The 25258-nt window shown below is 72.8% G+C and carries 24 protein-coding genes; 17 read left to right on the top strand and 7 right to left on the bottom strand.

The features are described from left to right. Positions 1 to 147 precede the first annotated feature (147 nt). Genes pnuC through ACFZAX_RS31375 form a run of 4 tightly spaced genes read left to right on the top strand, consistent with a single transcriptional unit; the run spans position 148 to position 3678 of the window. Positions 148 to 819 (top strand): nicotinamide riboside transporter PnuC, encoded by a 672-nt coding sequence (pnuC, locus tag ACFZAX_RS31360; protein ID WP_390965698.1) that lies wholly within the window; start codon positions 148 to 150, stop codon positions 817 to 819. Further along, positions 816 to 1895 (top strand): AAA family ATPase, encoded by a 1080-nt coding sequence (locus ACFZAX_RS31365; protein ID WP_390965699.1) that lies wholly within the window; start codon positions 816 to 818, stop codon positions 1893 to 1895. Before pnuC ends, ACFZAX_RS31365 begins: the two co-directional genes overlap by 4 nt. Further along, positions 1892 to 2659: an NUDIX domain-containing protein gene (locus ACFZAX_RS31370; protein WP_390965700.1), complete on the top strand. Its 768-nt coding sequence runs from the start codon at positions 1892 to 1894 to the stop codon at positions 2657 to 2659. The genes ACFZAX_RS31365 and ACFZAX_RS31370 overlap by 4 nt, the downstream gene beginning before the upstream one ends. Then, positions 2656 to 3678, top strand: coding sequence for an ADP-ribosylglycohydrolase family protein (locus ACFZAX_RS31375; RefSeq protein ID WP_390965701.1), 1023 nt, complete (start codon positions 2656 to 2658; stop codon positions 3676 to 3678). The genes ACFZAX_RS31370 and ACFZAX_RS31375 overlap by 4 nt, the downstream gene beginning before the upstream one ends. Positions 3679 to 3820: 142 nt before the next feature. Here the strand turns inward: ACFZAX_RS31375 and ACFZAX_RS31380 are convergent, their stop codons facing one another. Continuing rightward, on the bottom strand, positions 3821 to 4522 hold the full coding sequence (locus ACFZAX_RS31380) for a DNA polymerase beta superfamily protein (RefSeq protein ID WP_390965702.1): 702 nt from the start codon (positions 4520 to 4522) through the stop codon (positions 3821 to 3823). Between the two features lie 151 nt (positions 4523 to 4673). Further along, positions 4674 to 5108: a Rieske 2Fe-2S domain-containing protein gene (locus tag ACFZAX_RS31385; protein ID WP_390965703.1), complete on the bottom strand. Its 435-nt coding sequence runs from the start codon at positions 5106 to 5108 to the stop codon at positions 4674 to 4676. Between the two features lie 286 nt (positions 5109 to 5394). Between ACFZAX_RS31385 and aroH the strand changes: the two genes are divergently transcribed. The 5 genes from aroH (at position 5395) to der (ending at position 9921) form a co-directional block, all read left to right on the top strand. Continuing rightward, positions 5395 to 5760, top strand: a complete 366-nt coding sequence (aroH, locus tag ACFZAX_RS31390) for a chorismate mutase (RefSeq protein WP_390965704.1) — start codon at positions 5395 to 5397, stop codon at positions 5758 to 5760. After that, positions 5757 to 6842: a prephenate dehydrogenase gene (locus ACFZAX_RS31395; protein ID WP_390965705.1), complete on the top strand. Its 1086-nt coding sequence runs from the start codon at positions 5757 to 5759 to the stop codon at positions 6840 to 6842. Before aroH ends, ACFZAX_RS31395 begins: the two co-directional genes overlap by 4 nt. Positions 6843 to 7034: 192 nt before the next feature. Further along, positions 7035 to 7730 carry a (d)CMP kinase gene (cmk, locus tag ACFZAX_RS31400; protein WP_390965707.1) on the top strand — a complete coding sequence of 232 codons (696 nt, stop codon included), beginning with the start codon at positions 7035 to 7037 and terminating at the stop codon, positions 7728 to 7730. Then, complete coding sequence (locus ACFZAX_RS31405; protein WP_390965709.1) at positions 7727 to 8395, top strand: 1-acyl-sn-glycerol-3-phosphate acyltransferase; 669 nt, start codon at positions 7727 to 7729, stop codon at positions 8393 to 8395. The genes cmk and ACFZAX_RS31405 overlap by 4 nt, the downstream gene beginning before the upstream one ends. Before the next feature lie 56 nt (positions 8396 to 8451). Beyond that, positions 8452 to 9921 (top strand): ribosome biogenesis GTPase Der, encoded by a 1470-nt coding sequence (gene der, locus ACFZAX_RS31410; RefSeq protein ID WP_390965711.1) that lies wholly within the window; start codon positions 8452 to 8454, stop codon positions 9919 to 9921. Between the two features lie 138 nt (positions 9922 to 10059). Here der and ACFZAX_RS31415 read toward each other — a convergent pair whose 3' ends face one another. Together ACFZAX_RS31415 and ACFZAX_RS31420 are read right to left on the bottom strand one after the other, a co-directional pair. Next, complete coding sequence (locus ACFZAX_RS31415; protein ID WP_390965713.1) at positions 10060 to 10380, bottom strand: hypothetical protein; 321 nt, start codon at positions 10378 to 10380, stop codon at positions 10060 to 10062. A gap of 137 nt (positions 10381 to 10517) precedes the next feature. After that, entirely contained in the window at positions 10518 to 11300 is a 783-nt protein-coding gene (locus tag ACFZAX_RS31420) for a hypothetical protein (protein ID WP_390965715.1), read from the bottom strand. 488 nt (positions 11301 to 11788) lie between these two features. Here ACFZAX_RS31420 and ACFZAX_RS31425 point away from each other — a divergent pair, with 488 nt between their 5' ends. Continuing rightward, positions 11789 to 12772, top strand: coding sequence for a WYL domain-containing protein (locus ACFZAX_RS31425; RefSeq protein WP_390965717.1), 984 nt, complete (start codon positions 11789 to 11791; stop codon positions 12770 to 12772). A gap of 371 nt (positions 12773 to 13143) precedes the next feature. After that, positions 13144 to 13359, top strand: coding sequence for an I78 family peptidase inhibitor (locus tag ACFZAX_RS31430; RefSeq protein WP_390965719.1), 216 nt, complete (start codon positions 13144 to 13146; stop codon positions 13357 to 13359). 90 nt (positions 13360 to 13449) lie between these two features. Here the strand turns inward: ACFZAX_RS31430 and ACFZAX_RS31435 are convergent, their stop codons facing one another. Then, positions 13450 to 14460 (bottom strand): phosphatase PAP2 family protein, encoded by a 1011-nt coding sequence (locus tag ACFZAX_RS31435; protein ID WP_390965721.1) that lies wholly within the window; start codon positions 14458 to 14460, stop codon positions 13450 to 13452. A gap of 477 nt (positions 14461 to 14937) precedes the next feature. On the opposite strand from ACFZAX_RS31435, the gene ACFZAX_RS31440 reads away from it, so the two are divergent. Together ACFZAX_RS31440 and ACFZAX_RS31445 are read left to right on the top strand one after the other, a co-directional pair. Next, a complete protein-coding gene (locus ACFZAX_RS31440; RefSeq protein ID WP_390965723.1) occupies positions 14938 to 16689 on the top strand; it encodes an MFS transporter in 1752 nt (583 codons plus the stop codon). Positions 16690 to 16801: 112 nt separating this feature from the next. Beyond that, positions 16802 to 18019, top strand: a complete 1218-nt coding sequence (locus ACFZAX_RS31445) for an acyl-CoA dehydrogenase family protein (protein WP_390965725.1) — start codon at positions 16802 to 16804, stop codon at positions 18017 to 18019. 62 nt (positions 18020 to 18081) lie between these two features. On the opposite strand, the gene ACFZAX_RS31450 is transcribed toward ACFZAX_RS31445, so the two are convergent. Continuing rightward, a complete protein-coding gene (locus ACFZAX_RS31450) occupies positions 18082 to 18528 on the bottom strand; it encodes a cell division protein SepF (protein WP_390965727.1) in 447 nt (148 codons plus the stop codon). A 313-nt stretch (positions 18529 to 18841) separates the two neighbouring features. Between ACFZAX_RS31450 and ACFZAX_RS31455 the strand changes: the two genes are divergently transcribed. Beyond that, the gene (locus ACFZAX_RS31455; RefSeq protein ID WP_390965728.1) at positions 18842 to 20041 is read left to right on the top strand and encodes a DUF5685 family protein; all 1200 of its coding nucleotides are present in this window, start codon (positions 18842 to 18844) and stop codon (positions 20039 to 20041) included. 123 nt (positions 20042 to 20164) lie between these two features. Here the strand turns inward: ACFZAX_RS31455 and ACFZAX_RS31460 are convergent, their stop codons facing one another. Then, positions 20165 to 21097 (bottom strand): transporter substrate-binding domain-containing protein, encoded by a 933-nt coding sequence (locus ACFZAX_RS31460; RefSeq protein ID WP_390965730.1) that lies wholly within the window; start codon positions 21095 to 21097, stop codon positions 20165 to 20167. 555 nt (positions 21098 to 21652) lie between these two features. On the opposite strand from ACFZAX_RS31460, the gene ACFZAX_RS31465 reads away from it, so the two are divergent. The 3 genes from ACFZAX_RS31465 (at position 21653) to ACFZAX_RS31475 (ending at position 25252) form a co-directional block, all read left to right on the top strand. Next, positions 21653 to 22549: an ABC transporter permease subunit gene (locus ACFZAX_RS31465; protein WP_390965732.1), complete on the top strand. Its 897-nt coding sequence runs from the start codon at positions 21653 to 21655 to the stop codon at positions 22547 to 22549. After that, positions 22546 to 24387 carry an FAD/NAD(P)-binding protein gene (locus ACFZAX_RS31470; RefSeq protein ID WP_390965734.1) on the top strand — a complete coding sequence of 614 codons (1842 nt, stop codon included), beginning with the start codon at positions 22546 to 22548 and terminating at the stop codon, positions 24385 to 24387. The genes ACFZAX_RS31465 and ACFZAX_RS31470 overlap by 4 nt, the downstream gene beginning before the upstream one ends. Before the next feature lie 112 nt (positions 24388 to 24499). Further along, a complete protein-coding gene (locus tag ACFZAX_RS31475; RefSeq protein WP_390965786.1) occupies positions 24500 to 25252 on the top strand; it encodes an ATP-binding cassette domain-containing protein in 753 nt (250 codons plus the stop codon). Positions 25253 to 25258 lie beyond the last annotated feature (6 nt).

Raw genomic sequence — 25258 nt, forward strand, 5'->3', positions numbered from 1 at the left:
CCTCGGGCAGCCCCCGGGGAGCCCCTCCGGCCCCGCCCCGAAGGCCCGCGGCCGGTTCCGTCCGAATTTTCCGGACGGAACCGGCCGCGGGCCTTTCGCATGCCCCGTTCCGCCTTTATAGTCAGAGTGACCATTAAGGAGGCGGGCGTGAGTCTCGCGGATGTTCTCGACCCCCTGCAGCAACCCCTGGTGACCTGGCTGGACACCCCGGTCAGCTGGACCGAGGTGCTCGGATTCGGCAGCGGGGCCCTCTGCGTCTGGCTCGTGGTGCGCCAGCACCTGGCCAACTGGCCGGTCGGCATTGCCAACAACCTCTTCTTCGTGCTGCTCTTCGCACAGTCCGGCCTCTACGCCGACGCCGGACTCCAGATCGTCTTCATCGCCCTCGCCGCGTACGGCTGGTGGACCTGGACCCACGGGGGTGGACCAGGGGCACCCGTCCTGCCGGTGCGCGGTACGCCGCGCGCCGAATGGATTTGGCTGCTCGCGGCGGGGGCGGTGGGGACCCTCGCGCTGACCCTCCTGCTCGCCCGCGTCACCGACTCGACCGTGCCGTTCTGGGACGCGCTGACGACCGCGCTCTCCCTGATGGCGACCTACGGGCAGAGCCGCAAACGGGTCGAGTCCTGGTGGCTCTGGATCGCCGCCGACCTCGTCTACATCCCGCTCTACGCCCACAAGGGCCTCTACCTGACCTCGCTGCTCTACGTCGGCTTCCTCGCACTCTGCGTGGCCGGGCTGCGTTCCTGGCGGCGCGACCTCGCGGCGGACCCGGGCGTGGGAGACCGTCCGGCCGGGCGCACGGAGGTGGCGGCGTGAAGAAGTACGCCCACGGCCTGGTGCTCGGCAAGTTCTACCCGCCGCACGCCGGCCACCACCACCTCGTCCGTACCGCCCAGGACCGTTGCGAGCGGCTCACCGTGCTCGTCTGCGCCGCCGGGGTCGAATCGGTGCCGCTCGCCGACCGGGTGGCCTGGATGCGCGAGACGCACCCCGCCGCCACGGTCGTGGGAGCCGTGGACGACATACGGATGGACGTCCACGACCCCGCGGTCTGGGACGCGCACATGGCGGTGTTCACCGCCGCCGTCCCCGAACGGGTCGACGCCGTCTTCTCCTCGGAGGCGTACGGCGACGAACTCGCCCGGCGCTTCGGCGCCGAGCCGGTCTCCGTCGACCCGGACCGCACCGTCTTCCCGGTCTCCGGCACGGCCGTCCGCGAGGACCCCGTCGCCTGCTGGGACTTCCTGGAGCCGCCGGTACGCGCCGCGCTCACCCGCCGGGTCGTCGTGCTCGGCGCCGAGTCCACCGGCACCACCACCCTGACGCTCGCCCTGGCCGAGCACTACCGCCGGCGCGGCGGGGTGTGGGCCCGGACCCGCGGCGTGCCGGAGTACGGGCGGGAGTTCAGCGAACAGAAACTCGCCGCGCTGCGCGCCGACCACCCCGGCGCCCAGTGGGAGGACGTCGTCTTCACCACCGGCGACTTCCCGCTGATCGCCGCCGTCCAGAACGACCGCGAGGAGGCCGCCGCGCGGACCGGTTCGCCGGTGCTCTTCTGCGACACCGACTCCTTCGCCACCACCGTCTGGCACGAGCGGTACGTCGGCGGGCGCAACCCGCGGGTCGAGGCGACCGCCGACCGCGTCGACCACCACCTGTGGCTCCTCACCGACCACGAGGGCGTCCCCTTCGAGGACGACGGGCTGCGCGACGGGGAGGAGCTGCGGCCCTGGATGACAGGCCGCTTCCGCGCCGAACTCACCCGCACCGGACGCCGGTTCGTGGAGATCACCGGAACCCGCGAACAGCGGCTCGCCACCGCCGTCGCAGCCGTCGACGAACTCCTCGCGTCCGGCTGGCACTTCAACCCGCCCCTCCCGGAGCGACGATGAACACCCCGGCCCCTGGGGCCGCGGCGGCCCCGCAGGACTACGACCCGTACGCGTTCACCCCGTTCGCCGTCACCGTCGACCTCGCCGTCTTCACGGTCCGCGAAGAGCGGCTCCACGTGCTGCTCGTGGAACGCGGCGAGGAGCCGTACAAGGGGCGTTGGGCGCTCCCCGGCGGATTCGTCGCCCCCCGCGAGTCCGCCCCCCGGGCCGCCCGCCGCGAACTGGCCGAGGAGACGGGCCTGGACGAGGACACCGTCAGCGAGGTCCACCTCGAACAACTGCGCACCTACACCGAACCGGACCGCGATCCGAGGATGCGAGTCGTCTCCGTCGCGTACGCGGCGCTCCTGCCGGACCTGCCCGAACCGCGCGGCGGCGGTGACGCGGTCAGCGCCCGCTGGTGGGCCTTCGGCGAAGGGGAAACCGGGGTGCCCGGCCCCCTCGCCTTCGACCACGACACCATCCTCGCCGACGCCCACGACCGCATCGGCTCCAAGCTCGAATACACCTGCCTGGCAACGGCGTTCTGCCCCGCCGAGTTCACCCTCGGCGAGCTCCAGCAGGTCTACGAAACGGTGTGGGGCACCGCGCTCGACCGCCCCAACTTCCGGCGCAAGGTCCTCGCCACGTCCGGCTTCGTCGAGGCCGTCGAAGGGCCCCCGCGCCGCACCGGGGGCCGGGGCAAGCCCGCCGCCCTCTACCGGGCGGGCACCGCCACCGCCCTGCACCCCCCGCTCCTGCGACCGGAAGGAAGAACTCCGTGATCGTCACCAGGACCCGCACCAAACAGGCCGCCACCGGCTCGCTCGTCGGACTCGCCCTCGGCGACGCGCTGGGCTTCCCCACCGAGTTCAACGACGTGCCCGCCATCCTCGCCACGTGCGGCCCGTGGCGTGCGATGGAACTTCCCCGGCCCGCGTTGGTCACCGACGACACCCAGATGACCCTCGCCCTCGGACGGGGCATCCGCACCGCCATGGACCGGGGCCTGCTCACCGGGCTCCGACTGGCCCGTCCGGTCCGGGAGGAGTTCGTCGACTGGTACCACTCGCCGGACAACAACCGCGCCCCGGGCCGCACCTGCCTGGTCGCCTGCCGGCTCCTCGACGGCGACCGCCCCTGGCAGGAAGCCAGCCAGACCGGTTCCAAGGGGTGCGGTGCCAACATGCGGGTCGCCCCCGTCGGGCTGGTCCCGGGACTCAGCGACGACCAGCGCGCGGGCGCCGCCCAGCTCCAGGCCGCCCTGACCCACGGCCACCCCACCGCCCTGGCCGCCTCCGACCTGATGGCCCGCGCCGTCCACCTGCTGGCCGGGGGCGCCGAGCCCCTCGGCCTCGTCGGACAGCTGCGCAGCTACGCGTACGAGAACCGGAGCCGCTACCACGAGCGGTGGCTCGGCGACCTCTGGCGCCACACCCACGACGCCTCCGCCCAGTCCTACATCCAGCGCGGCTGGGACGAGTGCCTGGAGGTGCTGACCCGCGTCCAGGACGCCCTGCGCGACCCGTCCCCGGAGACCGATCCCTGCGAGCGCACGGGGGACGGCTGGATCGCCGAGGAGGCCCTCGCGACAGCCCTGCACTGCTTCCTGCTCTTCCCCGAGGAACCCGTCACCGCCCTGCGCCGGGCCGCCTGCACCCGGGGAGACTCCGACTCGCTGGCCTGCCTCACCGGGGCGCTCGCCGGTGCGCACCTGGGAGCCTCGGCCTGGCCCGAGGAATGGGCCGAGCGGATCGAGTACCGGAGCGACCTGCTGTCGTTGGGGGCGCTCTGGGATGCTTGACCCGTGAGCGGCAGCGACGCGGGGCGGGCAGGCGCGACACCGAGTGGCGGGGAGGCGGGGCTCCCGCCGGCCTGCTCCGAGGCGCTGGACGAACGCGTCGTACGGGTCCGGCCGGGGGAGTGCGCCCCCTTCTGCCGGTCGGCTACCGGCCGCCGCCCAGCGCCGAGGCCCGCCGGGTCCGGACGAGGAACTCCTCGACCCGGGCCCGGTCGGGGCGGTCCGGCAGCGGGGACCGGCCGACGGCCTCCCCGCACTCCCCGGCCAGCCGCGTCATCCGGCGCTCCACCTCGGGCCACCCCACCTCGCCCCGCTTCACCGCGAGCAGCTCCTCCCGGCGCTCGCCGACATCGATGGTGAGCACCCCGGTGCGCAGCAGGTCCCGGGCGGACATCAGCAGGCGCAGCAGATGCATGGCGTGCTTCCAGCGCGGCGCACCGTGCGTCCGCTCGTCGGCCTCCAGCTTCCGGCGCTGACCCGTCGCGTACCGGGTGAAGGTGACGTACACCTCCCGGGACAGGAAGGCGTCCCGCAGCGCGAGGAGTTCGCGGCCGGTGTCGTCGATCCGCTCCACCAGCGGGGAGTGCAGGCACTCCAGGACGTTCGGGTTGGCGCGCAGGGCCAGCTCGCAGAAACGCTCCAGCTCCCAGGAGAACTGCTCCGGCGCAGGCCCGTCCAGGTGCGTCGGCGGCTTCTCGAACCGCCAGAACGAGGCGGTCGGCGCGAGGAACACCCCACGCCGGTCGATGTCGCTCCCCCCGGTAGCCAGCCCGAACGCACGCGACCCCATCACGCAGGAGTAGACGGTGTGGTCGCGGACGAGCGATGCGGCATCGGGGCTGGTCATGGGCGTGAGGCTACGCGGGGGCGGGGTGCGGGCGCCGCGAGTTTTTCCTTCCGCTCGGATGATCGGGGACGCCTTCCCGGAGCTTTGAGCCCGCCCCTCCTTGAAAGCCCGCCCCGCCGACTCAGGCCGTCTCCCGCCGTCTCAGGCCGTCTCAGGCCGTTCTGATGGAGCCGCCGCTGACCGTGATCTTCTCGGCCGGCAGCGGCCGGGTCGCCGGGCCGGCCTCCACCGCCGCGTCCGTGATGCTGTATTTGCTGCCGTGGCACGGACAGTCGATCGTGCCGTCCGCCACCTTCGTCACCAGGCAGCCGGCGTGGGTGCACACCGCGGAGAACGCCTTGAACTCGCCCTCCTCCGGCTGCGTCACCACGATCTTCCGGTCCTTGAAGATCGTCCCGCCGCCCACCGGGATGTCCGAGGTCCTGGCCAATTCCGTGCCCCCGGTGTCCCCGTCCGTCGCCGACGGCGACGAGGCCGGGGAGCTCCCGGTGTCCCCGTCGCCGCCTCCGGACGACCCGCACCCCGCCACCAGCGCCGCCGCGCCCGCGGTCGTGGCCGTCAGGACCGCCCTGCGCCGTGTGTCCATCGTTCGCTCCCTCGCCCGGACGGCCGCCACCGGTCCGCACCCGGCGCGCCGTCCGTATCCGTCCCCGCCGGGGGCGAAGCCGCCCCCGGCACCACGCATCGTGGCGCCGTACGTCTCCTCGGCGAAGCAACCGGGCCGCCGCCACCCGGGTGGCGGACCCGTACGCGAAACACCCGGGCACCCGCGCCCCGCGTCTCACGGAGAGAAACCCCGGTCCCACCCGCCGGACCGTCCCTCTACTCTGACCACAGAGCGTCGACGGAGACGAACAGCGAGGGAGAGCGACGTGGCGGTACGAGCGGTCCGCGGAGCCGTCCAGCTGGACCGGGACGACCCCGGGGAGATGGACGAGCGGGTGGGCGCCCTGCTCGCCGCCGTGCTGGAGCGCAACGGCCTCAGCCACGAGGACCTCATCAGCATCTGGTTCACCGCCACCCCCGACCTCCGCAACGGCTTCCCCGCGGCCGCCGCGCGCCGCGGGCTCGGTATCGTCGATGTCCCGCTGATCTGCGCCCAGGAACTCGACGTCGAGGGGGCCATGCCCCGGGTGGTCCGGATACTCGCGCACATCGAGACCGACCTCCCCCGGGCGCGGATCCAGCACGTCTACCTCGGCGCCACCGCCGCCCTCCGCAAGGACATCGCCCAGTGAGAACCGCCCTCGTCATCGGTACCGGACTGGTCGGCACCTCCGCCGCCCTCGCCCTGGCCGGCCGTGGCATCCACGTCCACCTCGCCGACCACGACCCCGCGTCCGCCCGCACCGCCGCGGCGCTCGGGGCCGGTACCGAGGAGCCGCCCGAGGGGCCGGTGGACCTCGCCGTCATCGCCGTACCGCCCGCGCACACCGCGTCGGTGCTGGCCGGCGCCATGCGCGACGGCGCCGCCCGGGGTTACCTCGACGTCGCGAGCGTCAAGGGCGGGCCCCGGCGCGAGCTGGAGGCGCTGGGGCTCGACCTGACCCCGTACATCGGTACCCACCCGATGGCCGGCAAGGAGCGCTCCGGGCCCCTCGCCGCCACCGGGGACCTCTTCGAGGGCCGGCCCTGGGTCCTCACCCCGACCCGGGACACCGACACCGAGGTGCTCAACCTCGCCCTGGAGCTGGTCGCGGTCTGCAAGGCCGTCCCCGTGGTCATGGACGCCGACGCCCACGACCGGGCCGTCGCCCTGGTCTCGCACACCCCGCAGCTGATCTCCTCGATGGTCGCCGCCCGGCTGGAGGAGGCCGACGAGACCGCCGTACGCCTGTGCGGGCAGGGCATCCGCGACGTCACCCGGATCGCCGCCTCCGACCCCCGGATGTGGGTGGAGATCCTCTCCGCCAACCCCGGACCCGTCGCCGACGTGCTCGCCGGCATCGCCACCGACCTCGACGAGACGGTACGGGCACTGCGCGGCCTCCAGTCCGCCGAAGAGGAGAAGCGCCGTGCGGGCACGGCGGGCATCGAGGACGTCCTGCGGCGCGGCAACGCCGGCCGCGTCCGGGTCCCCGGCAAGCACGGCGCGGGCCCCGCCTCGTACGAGGTCGTCGCCGTCCTCATCAGCGACCGCCCCGGCGAACTGGCCCGGATCTTCGCGGACGCGGGACGGGCCGGGGTGAACATCGAGGACGTCCGGATCGAGCACGCCACCGGCCAGCAGGCGGGCCTGGTCCAGCTCATGGTCGAGCCCAGCGCCGCCGCCGCGCTCGGCTCCGCCCTCACCGGGCGCGGCTGGTCGCTCCGCCCCTGAGCCCTGGGCCCCGGACGGCTCCGGGGGGCACCCCGTGCTCCCGGAACACCACCGGGTACGGGGCCCGGAGCCCGGTCCGCGGTGGGGTGCGTCCGATCGGGGTACAGGTGTGTCCCCCACACTCGGTAACCTTGGCCTAGGCCGTACGTCGGCCGGCCCAGTCCCCGCCCGTCCCGCCCGTGTACCAGGAAGGTGCCCACCGCCGTGGAAACCGCAAGCTCCGCCTTGATCGTCGCCATCGACGGCCCCTCCGGCACCGGCAAGTCGAGCACCTCCAAGGCCGTCGCCGCCAAGCTCGGCCTGAGCTACCTGGACACCGGTGCGCAGTACCGGGCGATCACCTGGTGGATGCTGGCCAACGGCGTGGACGTCTCCGACACGGCCGCCGTCGCCACCGCCGCGGGCAAGCCCGCGATCGTCTCCGGCACCGACCCGTCCGCCCCGACGATCACCGTCGACGGCGAGGACGCCTCCGGGCCGATCCGTACGCAGGAAGTCACCTCCAACGTCAGCGCCGTCAGCGCGGTCCCCGAGGTGCGCGCCCTGATCACGGAGCTTCAGCGCTCCATCGCCGCGTCCGCCGGACAGGGCATCGTGGTGGAGGGCCGGGACATCGGCACCACCGTGCTGCCCGCCGCCGACCTGAAGGTCTTCCTCACCGCGTCGCCGGAGGCCCGCGCGGCCCGCCGCAGCGGCGAGCTGAAGGGCGCGGACGTCGCCGCCACCAAGGAAGCCCTGATCAAGCGGGACGCGGCCGACTCCGGCCGCAAGACCTCCCCCCTCGCCAAGGCCGACGACGCCGTCGAGGTGGACACCACCGAGCTGACCCTCGACCAGGTCATCGAGTGCGTCGTCACCCTCGTCGAGGAGAAGCGGGCGGCGAAGTGACGGAAGCCACCCCGGCGCCCTCCGAGCGCGGAGCGGCCGTAGGGCGCGGCATCGGTATCGGGCTGATGTACGGGCTGTGGAAGCCCCGGGTCCTCGGTGCCTGGCGGGTTCCGTCCGCCGGACCCGTCATACTCGCGGTGAACCACTCGCACAACATCGACGGGCCGATGCTGATGGGTACCGCGCCCCGTCCGGTGCACTTCCTGATCAAAAAAGAGGCGTTCATCGGCCCCCTCGACCCGTTCCTGCGCGGAATCGGGCAGCTGAAGGTGGACCGTACGGCCGCCGACCGCACCGCCATCACCCAGGCGCTCGGCGTACTGGCGGACGGCGGGGCCCTCGGGATCTTCCCCGAGGGCACGCGGGGCGAGGGCGACTTCGCTTCGCTGCGGGCCGGACTGGCGTACTTCGCGGTACGCGGCGGGGCGCCGATCGTCCCCGTGGCGGTCCTGGGAAGCACGGAGGCCCGGGGACGGTTGATACCGGCGTTGCCCCCGCTGCGCAGCCGGGTGGACGTGGTCTTCGGCGACGCGTTCGACGCCGGCGACGGCAGCGGACGCCGGACCCGCAAGGCCCTGGACGAGGCCACCGTGCGGATCCAGCGGAAGCTGGCCGCGCACCTGGAAGACGCCAGGCGCCTCACCGGGCGTCCGGTCAAGACCTGAGTAGTGAGCCGCGTCACCGCGGCCCATCGATGATGACGTACAGAGGAACGGACTTCATGAACGACCAGATTCACTCCGACGGCTCGGACCACGAGCACGGAGCACTTGGCGACGCCGAGTACGCGGAGTTCATGGAGCTCGCCGCGCAGGAAGGCTTCGCCCCCGAGGAGATCGAGGGCGCTCTCGACGAGGTGGGGGCCGGCCCGCTGCCCGTCCTCGCCGTCGTCGGCCGCCCCAACGTCGGCAAGTCGACGCTGGTGAACCGCATCATCGGGCGCCGCGAGGCCGTCGTACAGGACAAGCCCGGCGTCACCCGTGACCGCGTCACCTACGAGGCCGAGTGGGCCGGACGCCGCTTCAAGGTCGTCGACACCGGCGGCTGGGAGCAGGACGTGCTGGGCCTCGACGCCTCCGTCGCCGCGCAGGCGGAGTACGCCATCGAGACCGCCGACGCGGTCGTCTTCGTGGTCGACTCCACCGTCGGCGCCACCGACACCGACGAGGCCGTCGTCAGGCTGCTGCGCAAGGCAGGCAAGCCCGTCGTGCTCTGCGCCAACAAGGTCGACGGACAGAGCGGCGAGGCCGACGCCACCGCCCTCTGGTCGCTCGGCCTCGGCGAGCCCCACCCGGTCTCCTCGCTGCACGGCCGCGGCACCGGCGACATGCTGGACGCCGTCCTCGAAGCCCTGCCCGAGGCCCCGGCGCAGCGCTTCGGCACCCCCGTCGGCGGCCCCCGGCGCATCGCGCTCATCGGACGCCCGAACGTCGGCAAGTCCTCGCTGCTGAACAAGGTCGCGGGCGAGGACCGCGTCGTCGTCAACGAGCTCGCGGGCACCACCCGTGACCCGGTCGACGAGCTGATCAACCTCGGCGGCATCACCTGGAAGTTCATCGACACGGCCGGTATCCGCCGCCGCGTGCACCTCCAGGAAGGCGCGGACTACTACGCCTCGCTGCGCACCGCCGCCGCCCTGGAGAAGGCCGAGGTCGCCGTCGTCCTGATCGACTCCAGCGAGTCCATCAGCGTCCAGGACCAGCGGATCGTCACCATGGCCGTGGAGGCCGGGCGCGCGCTCGTCGTCGCCTTCAACAAGTGGGACACCCTCGACGAGGAGCGCCGCTACTACCTGGAGCGCGAGATCGAGACGGAGCTCGCGCAGATCGCCTGGGCCCCGCGCGTCAACGTCTCCGCGGTGACCGGCCGCCACATGGAGAAGCTGGTCCCCGCGATCGAGACGGCTCTCGAAGGCTGGGAGACCCGCATCCCCACCGGCCGGCTGAACGCCTTCCTCGGTGAGATCGTCGCCTCTCACCCGCACCCGGTCCGCGGCGGAAAGCAGCCCCGCATCCTCTTCGGTACCCAGGCGGGCACCAAGCCGCCGCGGTTCGTCCTCTTCGCCTCCGGGTTCCTGGAGCACGGCTACCGCCGCTTCGTGGAGCGCCGTCTGCGCGAGGAGTTCGGCTTCGAAGGCACCCCGATCCACATCTCGGTGCGGGTCCGCGAGAAGCGCGGCCGCAACAAGTAGCACGCGGCCCCGAACATGACGGAGCCCCGGACGCTCCCCCCTCACCGGGAGGGAAGCGTCCGGGGCTCCGTCACGTGTACGGGACCTGACGCGGGGCCCGTCGCAGAGCATCTGCGCGCGGTGCCACGAGGGTCCGCCTCAGGGCTCCCGCGAGCCCGGGGGCAGAGCCGCCGGCTGCGGACGCCCGGCGTGCCGCCCCACCCGCTGCCAGGCGCCGCCCCCGCCCGAGCCGCCGCTCTGCGCGGCCGTACGCCCCTGCTGCGCGGCGGCAGCGGCGTGCCCGAAGCTCCCCGGCCGGGCGGCGAGCCTGCCCGGACCGCCGAAGCCCAGGAAGCCCAGACTCTCCTCGCCGCTGCGGTCACCCGGAAGCGCCCGGAACGACCGCAGATATTCGGAGTACAGCGCGTCGTAGATCGGGGTGGGCGAGGAGCCCCCCGGAAAGTCCCTGGACGGGCGCATGCCGGGGATCGGGCTCAGATGCTGGCGGGGCGGATCGTATGAGTGCACATAAGGGCCAACGACCCCGGCGTCCGTCGGATGCGGCCCCGTAGGAGAAATCGGCACGCGACGGAGCCCGGCGGGAGGCGTGGACACGATCAGGTTCCGGCCAGCGGCATCGAGGCCGCGACGAGCAGACCGTTGACCGCCGCCTTGTCCAGCGCGTCCCTCAGCAGGTCCTCGCGGGGCTGCTGGCCGATCGATCCGGCCGGCGCGGCGAACACCAGGACATGCTGCGACTTGTTGGCCGCCGCACGCCATCCGTCGGTGACCTGGAGCGGCTGGTGCGCCTGCCACCAGGCGACGGGGGAGCCGCCGCCGGTGCCCGGCTGCAGCACAGCGTGGAGCTGGCCCATGGCCAGCAGCACCGACCAGCCGGGCAGCGGTCCGGGCAGCCGGTCGAGGTCGTGGGCGTGTCGGAAGCCCTGCTCCAGGAGCAGCTGGAGGAACTCGTCGCCCCCTCTGCCGTCGGTGCCGGGCCGGGCGATCGGGCCGGTCGGCTCGACCACCAGAGCCGGGCGGAGATCGTCCTCGATGAGGACGAGTCCGCTGGTGATGCCGAGGACGGCCTGTTCGGGCATGAGACCCTCCGGGTTCTGCGGTTCGCTGCCGGTGATGCTGCGCACCGCGCCCTGGAGCTGGTCCTCGGCGACGCGCACGACCTGGGACGGGATGCAGGAGGCGTGGGCGAAGGCCAGGACGGCCGTCTCGTCCCCCACGAACAGCACGGTGCTGGTGCGTTCCTGGTCCGAATTGCCGGGGGTGCGGCAGGAGGTGCAGTCGTAGCTGCCCGGGGCGTTGTCGCCGACGAGCAGCCGGTCTGCTTCGGCGTCGCCGATTTCGGCGCGTACGTCCTCGCTGACGTCGAGCATGCGGGGCACGGGGCGCTCCTAGGAGTCGGTGCGTGGCCGGGCTGGTCCCGGCTCATGCAAGAACAACGGACGATCCGCCGCCCGGGTCACGCCCGGAGCCGCACCGAAACGGCGTGCCCCCGGGCGCGACGGGCACCCGGCCCCGGGCCGGGGCCGCCGCACGAGGGCGGTGCCACGGGCTCCGTGCCCGGTCGGCCCGCTGCCGCAGGTCGCCGGAGGGCCGTACGGAAGGCGTACCGGGGCCGGTCGGCACCGGGGCATCGGCTCCGCGCGCGCGTAAGGCCGCGTACAGCATCGGGGGCAGCATCCGTACGGTTTTCGACGGCGGGCGCGCCTCGCCGGTCCGTCAGGAGGTCCGGACGCGTCCGGTCCGCATGGGGCACGCGGGCGTCCGGGGCGAAAGGACCGGCCGGTGCGTGGCCGCACGGGCAGGCGGCACCGTGACGGCGCCGCGACGCGGACGGAGGGTGTCCGCGAGTGCTGACAGACTCCCGGACATGTTGGAGACCTCGGCACGACTGCTGCGCCTGCTCTCGCTCCTCCAGGCCCACCGCGACTGGAGCGGACAACAACTGGCCGAACGCCTCGGCGTCACCCCGCGCACCGTACGACGCGACGTCGACAAGCTGCGCGAGCTCGGCTACCCCGTCCACGCCGGCCCCGGTACGGGCGGCGGTTACCGGCTCGGTGCCGGGGCGGCGCTGCCGCCGCTGCTGCTGGACGACGACGAGGCCGTCGCGGTGGTGGTCGGGCTGCGCACCGCCGCCGGCAACGGGGTCGAGGGCATCGGCGAGACCTCGGTCCGCGCGCTCGCCAAGGTCGAACAGGTGCTGCCCGACCGGCTGAGCCGCCGGGTGGGCGCGCTGAGCGCCTTCACGGTGCCCATGACGCGCGGGCCCGGGCCGGAGGGGAGCGCGGTCGACCCCGGGCTGCTGACCGAGCTCGCGGGCGCCTGCCGGGACTGCCGGCGACTCCGGTTCGCCTACCGGGACCACGGCGGGGCCGAGTCGCGCAGGCACGCGGAACCGCACCGGCTGGTGTGCGCCGAGCGCCGCTGGTACCTGGTCGCCTGGGACGTGGACCGGGAGGACTGGCGTACCTTCCGGGCCGACCGGATCACGCCGACGCCCCCGCACGGCTCCCGCTTCACGCCCCGCCCGCCCCCGGCCGAGGACCTGGCCGCCTACGTGTCGCGGGGCGTCTCGACCACCGCCTACCCGGTCAGGGGGGTGGTCCGGCTGATGGTCTCCGCCGAGGAGGCGGCCTCCCGGATCAGCCCGTCGGCGGGTGTGCTGGAGCCCGTCGACGCCGACAGCTGCCTGTTCACCTCGGGAGCGGCGAGCCTGGACGTGCTCGTCGTCCACGTGCTGATGACGGGGTTCGATTTCGCGGTCGTGGAGCCCCCGGAGCTGACCGCGCGCATCCTGGCCGCCCGTGACCTGCTGACCTCGGCCCTGCACAGGTCTGGACATTCCGCATAGTGGACGCGCCGGACGGATGTGAGGGATGAGTGAGGGCGGGTAGGAGCAGCATAAGAACAGATGAATTCCGGTCGGCGTCGTCCGGTGCGCGGCTATTCCGGAGAAGGCCGCGAACCAGGCCTTCGGCCGGAGCCTCGGCGTAATTCCCCGCCGCCACCGAAACACGCGGCGCAACGTTGTCCACATTGTTTCGACCGTCGCGCCGGGCCACTTGTTCGACCCAATGGTTCGCGTTGGATACCGATGTGGATCTTGTGACACAAGTGTGACCGATGCCGCACCCGGAAGAGTCTCGCGAGCGGGCGACCACATGGCTTCCGGTGCGGCCGGAGCCTCCCCCCGGGGACCCCGCACGCTCTACCGTGGACGGTATGGCATCCCTACCGACCCCGCCCGCCCAGCCCGACGACCCGCCCGGACCGTACGTCGGCCTGGACACCACGACCGCCGAGCGGAGGGCCGTGGCGCACGGCTGGACCACGGTCCGGGCCGTCCTGCCGGGCACGGTCCTGACCATGGAGTTCCGCACCGGGCGCATCAACTTCCAGGTCGAGGACTCCACCGTGACCCGCTGCTGGATCGGCTGACCCGCTCCGGCCGCCCTGCCCGGACGTGGGTCCGGGCGCGACGAAGGCCCCGGCCGGAGCCGGGGCCTTCGTCGTGCGGACTCCCCGCGCTCAGCCGCCCAGCGGGCGGGCCGGGGCGGCGGCGGACCGGGGCGGCCGGTCCGGATGCGACGGCCGCCGGGAACCGGCCGGTGCCCCCGGGGTGCGCTCCGTACGTGCCGGGTGCGGAGCCGGACGGGTGCGGGCGGGCGCTCCCGCGGGCACGCGCCCCGGCATGCTCTCGGCCCCCACGGTCACGGCCACCGTCTCGCCCGGGGCGTTCGCACCGGCCGGAACCACCGGACGGTGCCCGCCCGCGGCGACCGGGACGGAGGCGCCCGCCCTGCGGCGCCGTTCATGCCGCCAGCGCTCGCGCGCGGCCAGGATCAGCTGCTCGGCGCGGGTGATGAGCGGCTCCACCCAGGGCAGGCCCAGCAGGACCAGGAGCCCCGCCGCCCAGCCCAGCAGCACGTCGCTGAGCCAGTGCGTGCCGATGTACACGGTGGTGAGACCCACGCCCAGCGACACCGTCGCCGAGATGGCCGACAGATAGCGCCGGGCCTTCGGGGTGGTGGCCAGGTACGCGAGGATTCCCCAGGTGACGACGGCGTTCGCGGTGTGGCCGGAGGGAAATATATCGCCGCCGGCGAAGAGCTCGGCCGATCCGATCTGCGTCGCGTAGTGCGGGCCGAGCCGTCCGAGGAAGATCTTGACGCCTCCCACCGACATGTTGAGCAGCAGCAGCGCGGCCCCCAGCGTGAGCAGGGGGCGCAAGGTGTGCTGCCGCCAGGAACGCCAGCCGAGCCAGCTCGCGATCATCACCGCGGTCGGTCCCCGCTGCCCCAGCACGACGTAGTAGTCGAGGAAGGCGTGGAGCGACGGCCACTGCTGGTACGGCCGGAAGAGCATGACCTTCCAGTCCAGAGCCACCAGCCAGGACGAGATCAGGACCAGGTGGACGATGACGAGATAGAACGCCAACGTCCCGCCGAAGAGGGCCACACGGTGACGGCTCATCCGCGGGATCTCTATCTTCGGCGGTTCCGGCTCCCGGTCCAGCCGGGCAAAGATGTCGGTACGCACCCAATCGACGTTACAGCGAGTGAGTGTGTGACCCGGTCGATCCCACGGGTTTGTGATGACGATGTGATGTGACCCATGTCCCCGGACGTGCCGTTTTCCTGCCCCGGAGGAAAACCAGGAGGATCGGGTCTTCTCCTCCTTCCGGGTAGTTCCGTCAAAGCCGCGGTGACGGCCACTCCCTTTCACGGAGGAAACCGCCGACGGTAATTCCCGGCCCTTTTGCCGCTGCCCGGCTTCCGGAGAAGGGGGCCCCGTCCTCCCGGGAACGGGTTGACGGGGGGAGCGGGCGCCGGACGGGCGCGGGTGTGGCGCACGCCACAACTTCCGTGACCGGGGGTATGAGCTGGGCCACGTGTGACAGCGGAGCCCTCGCGTACGCTGACGGCTCACTCGCCCGTCGATGCCGGGCCCCGGGGGCGCCGCGCACCACTGCCGCTCCGGTCCGCCGAGCGCGAGGGACACATGGGAGGTACGCAGATGTCCGGGACGAACACGGCCCCGAGCGCCCCGCACCCGGCCACCGGCAAGAGCCCCGCCTCCGGTACGACCCCGGGCGAGGACGGTACGACCCCGGGCGCCCCCGGCCGGAACCGGTGGGTCGTCCTCGTCGTCCTCTGCCTCAGCCTGCTGCTGGTCGCGCTCGACTCGACCGTGCTGCACGTCGCCGTGCCCGCCGTCACCGAGGATCTGCGGCCCGGCCCGGTGGCCCTGCTGTGGATCGTGGACGCCTACCCGCTGGTCTGCGCCTCGCTCCTCATCCTCTTCGGCACTCTCGGGGACCGGGTCGGCAGGCGGAGGGTGCTGCTCTGCGGCTACGCCCTCTTCGGCGCGGCCTCCGCGCTCGCCGCCTTCGCGGGCAGCGCCGGGATGCTCGTCGCCGCCCGCGCCCTGCTCGGGGTCGGCGGCGCGATGATCATGCCGGCCACCCTGTCGATCCTGCGCCAGGTCTTCCCCGACCGCCGGGAGCGGGCCGCCGCCATCGGGGTCTGGACGGCGGTCGCCGCCGTCGGCGCGGCCACCGGCCCGGTCATCGGCGGATTCCTCGTCGAGCACTACTGGTGGGGGTCGGTCTTCCTGATCAACGTCCCGCTGATGGTGCTGGTGCTCCCGGTGGGGCGCCGGCTGCTGCCCGAGTCGCGCGGCTCCGGCGAAGGCCCGTGGGACGTGCTCGGCGCGCTGATGGCCGCCGCGGGGGTGCTCGGTGCCGTCCTGGGCGTCAAGCGGATGGGTGCCGGAGAGGGCGTCCTCGACCCCGCCTCGCTCGTCCCGCTCGTGGCCGGCGTGCTCTTCCTCGTCCTGTTCGTCCGCAGGCAGCGGCGGCGCGCGCACCCGCTGATCGACATCGGCATGTTCGCCCGGCCCGCTTTCGCGACCGCGGTCGGCTGCATCGTCCTCGCCATGCTCGCCCTGGTCGGCCTCGAACTCATCGCCGTCCAGTACCTCCAGCTCGTCCTGGACCTCAGCCCGCTCCGGACCGGTCTGCGGCTGCTCCCGCTGACCTTCGCGGCCATGGCCGCCGGGGCCACCGGCACGTACACGCTGCGCCGCCTCGGCCCCCGCAGGATGGTCGGGCTCGGCTTCGTGCTGACGGCGGGGTCGGTGCTGCTGCTGACGCCGATGGGCGGACACGACCGGCCCCTGCTGATGACGGCCGGCTTCGTCCTGCTGGGCTTCGGACTCCAGACCACTCTCTTCGGCGCCTACGAGTCGATGCTCAACGACGCCCCCGCCGACCGCGCGGGCGGTGCGGCGGCGATCGGGGAGACCTCGTACCAGCTCGGCGCCGGGCTCGGGATCGCGCTGCTGGGCAGCGTCATGAACGCCGCCTACGCCCCAGGCCTCGCCGCCCTGCACGAGGAGGGCGTGCCGGCCGCCGCGGGCAGCGCCGCCGCGCACTCCCTCGGCGAGGCCTACCAGGTGGCGGACCGGCTCGGCGGCCCGGCCGGAGGGCTGGTGCGGTCCACCGCGCGGCACGCCTTCGTCCACGGTCTCCACCTCACCCTCCTGGTCAGCGCCGGACTGCTGCTGCTCGGCGCGCTGGCGGCGCTGCGGCTGCCGCGCTCCATGGAGTGCGCGGCGGATTCCCGCCGGACGGGGGCGGAGCCCCGGATCGCAGGCCCCCGCACGCCGGACCACCGGGCGCGGGGTGGTCTCCCGGCCGGCCGTGCGGTGCCGTCGGCGCGACGCGAACCGGCCGGGACGACCGGCTCTGGACGCCCGTCCCGCTGAGCCGTAGCGTCGGCCGCGAAGCCTGACTACCACCGCTGGTTTTTCGGGGTCCGGACTGCCGACGGGCTGCGGCCCACGGCCCCCGGACACCGCGCGAGCCGCCGGAGGCACCATGCAGAGCACCGCGTACGACCGGCCGACGCCGCCCCCCTTCGACCCGGGCGACCCGATCGGCATCGACGACCTCCTCGACGCCGAGGACCTCGCGATCCGCGCCGCCGTCCGCGCCTGGGCGGCCGACCGGGTGCTGCCGCACATCGCGGAGTGGTACGAGAAGGGCGAGCTGCCCGTCATCCGCGAACTGGCCCGCGAGCTCGGTTCGCTCGGCGCGCTGGGGATGTCCCTGACCGGGTACGGCTGCGCGGGCGCGTCGGCCGTCCAGTACGGCCTCGCCTGCCTGGAGCTGGAAGCCGCCGACTCGGGGATCCGCTCTCTCGTCTCCGTGCAGGGATCGCTCGCCATGTACGCGATCCACCGCTACGGCTCCGAGGAGCAGAAGGAGCGGTGGCTGCCCGCCATGGCGGCGGGCGAGGTCATCGGCTGCTTCGGACTGACCGAGCCCGACCACGGCTCCGACCCCGCCGGGATGCGGACGCACGCGAAGCGCGACGGGGCCGACTGGGTCCTCACCGGCCGCAAGATGTGGATCACCAACGGTTCGGTCGCCGGGGTCGCCGTCGTCTGGGCGCAGACGGACGAGGGCGACGCGGGGCGGGGGGTCCGGGGATTCGTCGTGCCCACGGACAGCCCCGGATTCTCCGCGCCGGAGATCAGGCACAAGTGGTCGCTCCGCGCCTCCGTCACCAGCGAGCTGGTGCTCGACGGGGTACGGCTGCCCGCCGACGCGGTGCTGCCGGGCGTGCGCGGGCTGCGCGGCCCGCTGAGCTGCCTGAGCCACGCGCGGTACGGGATCGTCTGGGGTGCCATGGGGGCCGCGCGGTCGAGCTTCGAGGCCGCCGTCGACTACGCGCGGACCCGGGAACAGTTCGGCCGGCCCATCGGAGGCTTCCAGCTCACCCAGGCCAAGCTCGCGGACATGGCGGTGGAGCTCCACAAGGGCATCCTGCTCGCCCACCATCTGGGCCGCCGGATGGACGCGGGCTCGCTCCGCCCGGAACAGGTCAGTTTCGGAAAACTCAACAACGTGCGGGAAGCGATCGAGATCTGCCGCACCTCACGCACCGTCCTCGGTGCCAACGGGATCTCGCTGGAGTACCCGGTGATGCGGCATGCGACGAACCTGGAGTCGGTGCTCACGTACGAGGGCACCGTCGAGATGCACCAGCTGGTGCTGGGCAAGGCGCTCACCGGCCTGGACGCCTTCCGGTAGGGCCGCCCGGCCGAGCGCGGGACGGCGGGCCGGAGTCCGGGGCGTCGTTGTGAGCGCCCTGCTCAGCTCTGGTTGAAGAAGCCGCCGGTCTGCCGGCCGGAGGCTTCGCCGCTGACCACGTGGGTGTGGGCAGGTGTCAGCAGGAAGACCCGGGTGGCGACCCGGTCGATCGAACCGCGCAGGCCGAAGATCAGCCCGGCGGCGAAGTCCACCACGCGCTTGGCGTCGGCGGGGTCCATGGCCGTGAGGTTCAGGATGACCGGGACGCCGTCCCGGAACAGCTCGCCGATGGTGCGTGCGTCCCGGAAGCTGTCCGGGGTCACCGTGGCGATGCGGCGCTCCCGCTCCTCGGCCGCCTCGGAGGCGACCTGGACCCGGGGGTCGGTCACCCATGCCTGGCCGTGCGTACCCGTTTCGGCGCCGCCTTCGGAGTACTCGTCGTCGTAGTAGCGCTCGTCGTTGTCCTCCACGAGGCCCAGCCAGGCGCTCGCCTTGCGTACCGATCCCATGGACGCCTCCTCTCACCGCGGTTCTCTGATGTTCCGCATGTCTTTCGTATCCCTATGGTCGTCCATCATGCGGATAGCGCGCCAAGTGGATAGTCGGCGCGCAGGCGATTCGTGACGCTACTGATGCAGAACATGTGGCGGTTCGTCAGGGTTCCGACCGAATAAGGGGGCTTGTAGGAAGAAAATAGGATGCTCGCGACCGTACGGGTGATGTAGAGGGCGCACGAGTGAACGACCGGATCGGTACGATGACCGACGCGTGGGTGTGCGAGACGTCGCCGCCCCGTCGTTCAGGTTCTCGGGGGGAACGCTCGTGTTCGGAATCGTCAGGCCCTGTACGCACCGGCTGAGCGAGGGGCTCAGGGCCGAGTGGATGGCCCATCTCTGCGGGCTCTGCCTCGCCCTCCGGGCCGACCACGGACAGTTCGCCCGGATCGTGACGAACTATGACGGCCTGATCGTCTCGGTCCTGACGGAGGCTCAGACGGGGCCGGGTCCGGCCGGACGGCGCACCGCCGGCCCGTGCCCGCTGCGCGCCATGCGGACCGCGCCCGTGGCCATGGGGGAGGGGGCGAAGCTCGCCGCCGCCGTCTCCCTCGTGCTCGCTTCCGCCAAGGTGCGCGACCATGTCGCCGACCGGGACGGGCTGCTGGCGCACCGTCCGGTCGCCGCCGCCGCCCGCCGGGTCGCGGCGGGCTGGGACCGGGCCGGGGCCCGGAGCGGTGCGGCCCTCGGCTTCGACACCGCGGTCCTGGTGGACGCGGTGGACCGGCAGGCCGGGATCGAGGCGCTGGCCGTGACGGGCACCCCGTTGCTCGTCGTCACCGAACCCACCGAGACGGCCACCGCCGCAGCCTTCGCGCACACCGCCGTCCTCGCCGGACGACCGGGCAACGCGGCTCCGCTCGCCGAGGCGGGGCGGCTCTTCGGGCGGCTGGCCCACCTCCTGGACGCCGTGGAGGACCAGCGGACGGATGCCGAGACGGGGGCGTGGAACCCACTCACCGCCACCGGAACCCCGCGCGCCGAGGCCCGGCGGCTCTGCGACGACGCGGTACGCGGGGTGCGTCTCGCGCTGGCCGACGCGGAGTTCAGCGACGGCAAGCTGGTACACGTCCTGCTGGTGCACGAACTGCGCCGCGCGGTGGACCGGGCCTTCGTCACCGACTCCTGCGCGCACCGGGGGGCGTACGGGCCGCCTCCCGGCAACCCGTACGCCCCCGGTGGCCCGTACGCCCCCGGTGGTCCCGCCGCACCGCCGCCCGAGCCCCCCCGACCGCCCCGCGACCGGCGCGGGCTCGTCGCCGGCTGCCTGGTCTGGGCCGGGCTCGCCTGCACCTGCCAGATGTGCTGCGGCACCTACGACGACCCCTGGTCGCGCCAGCGGCGCGAGGGCATCTGCAGCCAGGCGGACGGCGGTGACTGCTGCGACTGCTGTGACTGCTGCTCCAACTGCTCGGGGTGCGGCGACGGATGCGGCTGTTGCGACTGCGACTGCGGTTGCGACTGCTGAACCGCGGACGCGCGGGCGGCACCGGGACGACCCCCGGCACCGCCCGCGCGCACCCGCCCCGGTCCGCGCACCCGCCCCGGTCCGCGGACTCAACCGGTCCGCGGTCTCACCTGGTCCATGGCGTCACTTGATCTCGGGAGGCGAGATCTGCGAGGTCGCGATCGCCGAGTCGGAGGTCCCCCACTTCTTCAGGATGCGGTCGTAGGTGCCGTCCGCCTTGAGGCTGTTCACCGCGGCCTGGAAGGCGGGGGCCAGCGGGGTGCCCTTCTTGAAGGCGAAGCCGACGTCGAGCCGCTTGAACTCGTTGAGGAAGCGGACGTCCTTCTGCTGGGTCACCGCGTAGCGCAGCCCGTTGATGGTCGACATCGCCACGTCGATCCGGCCCTGCTGCAGACCGATCCAGACGGACGTCTGGTCGGCGAAGGTCTGCACGGTGTAGGGCTTCTTGCCCGCCGCGTCGCACAGGCCCTTGTTCTTCTCCAGCGTCACCTCGAAGGTCGTCCCCGCCCCCGTGGCGACCTTCAGGCCGCAGAGCTGGGTGAGGTCGGTGACCGCCTTCAGCTTGCTGTCGTTCCGTACGGCGAAGCCCTGGCCGTCGTTGATGTAGGTGACGAAGTCGATCGTCTTGCGCCGCTCCTCCGTGACACCGAAGTTCCCGGTGCCCAGGTCGTACTTGCCGCTGCCGAGCGCCGGCAGGATCGCCTCGAACGAGGCGATCTCGCGGTGGAGCTTCAGGCCGAGCTTGCGGGCCACCGCGTCGGAGAAGTCGATGTCCGCGCCGGAGAGCGTCTTGCCGTCGGCCTCGTAGAACGAACTCGGTGGGGAGCCGGCGGTACTGGCGATTCTCAGCGTGCCCGCCGAGCGGACGTCCGCGGGCAGCAGGGCGGCGGCGGCTTCGTCCTTCTTCACGGAGGACACCACGTCGTTCTTCGGGGTGTCCTGGGCGGGGGTGCCGGCCGCCTTCGCCGTGGCGGGCTCGCCCGTTCCGCACCCGGCGAGGGCGAGGGTGGCGGCGGTGATCAGGGCGAAGGTGACGGTGTGGCGGGTGCGGGGCATGGCGGAGCTGCTCCAGATTCGTCGGGGGCGTGCCAGGGCGTGCCGGGCTCGTCGGAGGTGCTGGATGTGCCGGAAAGTGCGCGAGGTGCCGGGAGGTGCCGGTGTACGGGAGAGCCGGGGTATGCCGACCGGCCCCGCCTGCACGGCCCGGAGGGCAGCGCGGGGCGGAGCGGAGGACAGTCAGCGGTGCGAGGGGAGGGGAGGGTGCTGTCGTGCGGGTGAAGTCACGCGGGGAGGAACGCTCGAAGACGCGCGAGGGCGCGAGCGTGCGGAGAGGAGCAGGGGGTCAGCTCAACAGGAACAGGACCACACACGACCGAAGTCGATGTGGGAGCGGGTGACCAGCCACTGCTGCGAATACATGCGCCCAGTGGAACAGGCATTCGGTGGTGCGTCAACTGCCCCCCGGACGAGGCTCACAGTGTGGACAAGCTTGACAGGGGAGTGCGTGCGCCGCTTATCTCATAGGCGGACCAGTGCTGAGGGGCCTGGTCCGCCTCGTGCCCGCTGTGAAGCCGCGCCCCGTGTTCGATACCGCATCCACGGAGCCCCAGCATGTCCGCGCAGACAGAATCCCTCACGCCCGCATCCCCCTCCTCCGGCACCACGTCCGCGGCGGACCCACCCGTCCCCGAGGGCGCCGGCAAGCACACCATCCCCCGTATCGTCCCGGTGCGCCGCACGGGCCAGTGGGTGGCCGCCGCCGTCGTCCTCGGCCTCCTCGGCCTCGTACTCGTCTCCGTCGTCCGCAACAGAGCCTTCCAATGGGACGTCGTCGCCCGGTACTTCACCACCGACTCCGTGCTGCGCGGGCTCGGCCTCACCCTCTGGCTGACGGCCGTCGTCATGGTGCTCGGCTTCGGCCTGGGGACCCTGCTGGCGGTGATGCGCCTCTCGGGCAACCGCGTACTGCGGGCGACCAGTTGGGGTTACGTCTGGCTCTTCCGGTCCACGCCGATCCTGGTCCAGCTGCTGTTCTGGTTCAACATCGGCGCCCTCTACCCCACGATCCTGGGCGTCAACACCGTGAACCTCCTGGGCCCGGTCACCGTCGCCGTCGTCGGGCTCACCCTGCACGAAGCCGCGTACGCCGCCGAGGTGGTGCGCGGCGGCATCCTCTCCGTGGAACGCGGGCAGCTGGAGGCCGCGCAGTCACTGGGTCTCGGGCCCTGGCGCCGGTTCCGCCGGATCGTGCTGCCCCAGGCGATGCGGTCCATCGTGCCGCCCGCCGGCAACATGCTGATCGGCACCCTCAAGGGCACCTCGATCGTCAGCATCATCGCCGTGCAGGACCTGCTCTACTCCGTCCAGCTCGTGTACCACCGCACCTACGAGATCATCCCGTTGCTGCTGGTCGCCACCATCTGGTACGTCGTCATCACCTCCCTCCTCAGCATCGGCCAGCACTACGTCGAGCGCTACTACGCACGCGGAACGGCGGACGCCCGATGACCCCCGCACCCACCCTCGTCGTCATCGGTGCCGGACCTCGCGGCACCGGACTGATCGAGCGCATAGCCGCCAACGCCGACGAGCTGTACGCGGGCCGGCCGCTGGACATCCACCTGGTGGACCCCCACCCGGCCGGCGGCGGACGCATCTGGCGCCACGACCAGTCCCCGCTGCTCTGGATGAACTCCATGGCCGCGGACGTCACCGTCTTCACCGACGACACGGTGCGCCAGGAGGGCCCGGTCCGCCCGGGGCCCGCCCTGGACGCCTGGGCCGAGGAGGTCAGAGGGGGCCGCATCACCATCGATGCCGAGCCCGCCGTCCTCGCGGAGATCCACGCCCTGACCGGCCAGGACTTCCCCACCCGCCGGCTGCAGAGCACCTATCTGCGCTGGTTCTACGAGGAGTCCGCCGCCGCCCTGCCCGCCGGGATCACCGTGCACGAGCACCCCACCCGCGCGCTGCGCGTCACCGGGCCGCGCGACGGCCGGCAGCGGGTCTGGCTGGAGGGGCGCGCCGAACCTCTCGTGGCCGACCTCGTCGTCCTCACGGTCGGCCACCTCGATGCCGAACTGGACGACGAGCAGAAGGAGTTGGCTGCCTTCGCGCTCCGCCACGACCTCGTCCACCTGCCGCCCGACTTCACCGCCGACACCGACCTCGGCGCGCTCCGCCCGGGCGAACCCGTCATCGTCCGGGGCTTCGGACTCGCCTTCGTGGACCTGATGGTGCTCCTCACCGAAGGCCGGGGCGGCCGGCACGAGGACGGCGTCTACCACCCCTCCGGGCGCGAACCCGTCCTGTACGTCGGGTCCCGGCGCGGTGTCCCGTACCACTCGAAGATCGGTTACGGCTGGGAAGGCGAGCGCCCGCCGCTCCCGCACCACCTCGGACCCGAACGCATCAAGGAACTCCTCGCGTCCCCGGCTCCGTTGGACTTCCGGCGCGATGTCTGGCCGCTCATCGCGAGCGAACTCGCCCACGCCCACTACCACCGGCTCTTCACCGCGCACCCCGAGCGCACCACCACCTCCTGGGACGAGTTCCGGCGTCGTCACGAGGCCGCCGGCCCGGACGGCCCCGAACGCGCCGAGCTCGTCGCCCGGTCCGTCCCCGACCCCGCCGACCGGCTCGACCTGGAGCTGCTCGACCGGCCTCTCCAAGGGCTCACCCTCCCCGACCAGGACGCCCTCCAGGAGACCCTGCGCGACTACATCACCGCGGACCTGACGCGCCGTCACGACGCCGCCCACTCCTCGGATCTCGCGGTCTTCTTCGGGCTCCTCTCCGCCTACGTGCAGCTGATCGCCCTCGGAGACACCGGCGACAGCTGGCACGGGTTCTTCAGCTACCTGGCCTCCGGCCCGCCCGGCCCCCGGCTCGAACAGCTTCTCGCGCTCTCCCGCGCGGGAGTCGTGCGCTTCCTGGGCGCCGACATGACCGTCGGGACCGACGAGGAACACGGCGTCTTCCGGGCCGGCAGCCCCACCGTCCCCGGCGCGCACACCGAGGCCCGGGCGCTCGTCGAGGCACGCCTCCCGTCCCCCTCCCTCCGGCACACCAGCAGCCCGCTCCTGCGCGGACTGTACGAGGACGGGGCGTCCGTCACCGGCAACGGCCTCCTCCAGGTCTCCCCGCAGGACGGCCGGATCCAGGACCGCGACGGCACCACCCACCCCCGTCGCTTCGCCCTGGGCCCCTTCACCACGGCCCGCGCGTCGGGCGCCTTCACCCGGCCGCGCACCGGAGGCCCCGCGTTCAGCCAGAACGACGCCACCGCCCGTACCGCACTCGCCTTCCTGCGCGCCCTCACCGAACACCCCGTGCTCGCGAACTGACCCCACCCGGGTCGCGCCCTCCCTCCGGGCCGCGTCCGCCCCGAACCGCGTCCGCCGTCCGAACCGTGCCCAAGGAAACGCCATGTCGCTCACCACCACCGAAACGCCCCCCATGGTCGAGATCCGCTCCCTGCACAAGAGCTTCGGCTCGACCGACGTGCTGCGCGGCATCGACCTCACCGTCCGGCCCGGCGAGGTGACTGTCGTCCTCGGCCCCTCCGGCTCCGGCAAGTCGACCCTGCTGCGCACCATCAACCACCTGGAAAAGGCCGACCAGGGCTGGATCACCGTGGACGGCGAGCTCATCGGCTACCGCAGGGACGGCGACAAGCTGTACGAACTGCGCGAGCGCGAGGTGCTGCGCCGGCGGACCCACATCGGCTTCGTCTTCCAGAGCTTCCACCTCTTCCCGCACCTCACGGTGGTGGAGAACATCATCGAGGCGCCCGTCTCCGCGCTGCGGCGGCCCCGGGACGAGGCGATCGCCGCGGCCGAGAGCCTGCTGGAGCGGGTGGGCCTGGCCGACAAGGCGCAGGCGTACCCGCGGCAGCTCTCCGGAGGGCAGCAGCAGCGGGTCGCCATCGCACGCGCCCTCGCGCTGGAGCCGAAGCTGCTCCTCTTCGACGAGCCGACCTCCGCGCTCGACCCCGAACTCGTCGGCGAAGTCCTCGACGTGATCACGGACTTGGCCGAGCAGGGCACCACCATGATCGTGGTCACCCACGAGATCGGGTTCGCCCGCGAGGTGGCCGACACCGTCGTCTTCATGGACGAGGGGCGCATCGTCGAGCAGGGGCCGCCCTCCGAGGTGCTCGACCACCCCGCGCAGGAACGCACCCGCGCCTTTCTCTCCAAGGTCCTGTGAACGGGA

Source organism: Streptomyces sp. NPDC008125, assembly GCF_042957125.1.
Classification (GTDB): domain Bacteria; phylum Actinomycetota; class Actinomycetes; order Streptomycetales; family Streptomycetaceae; genus Streptomyces.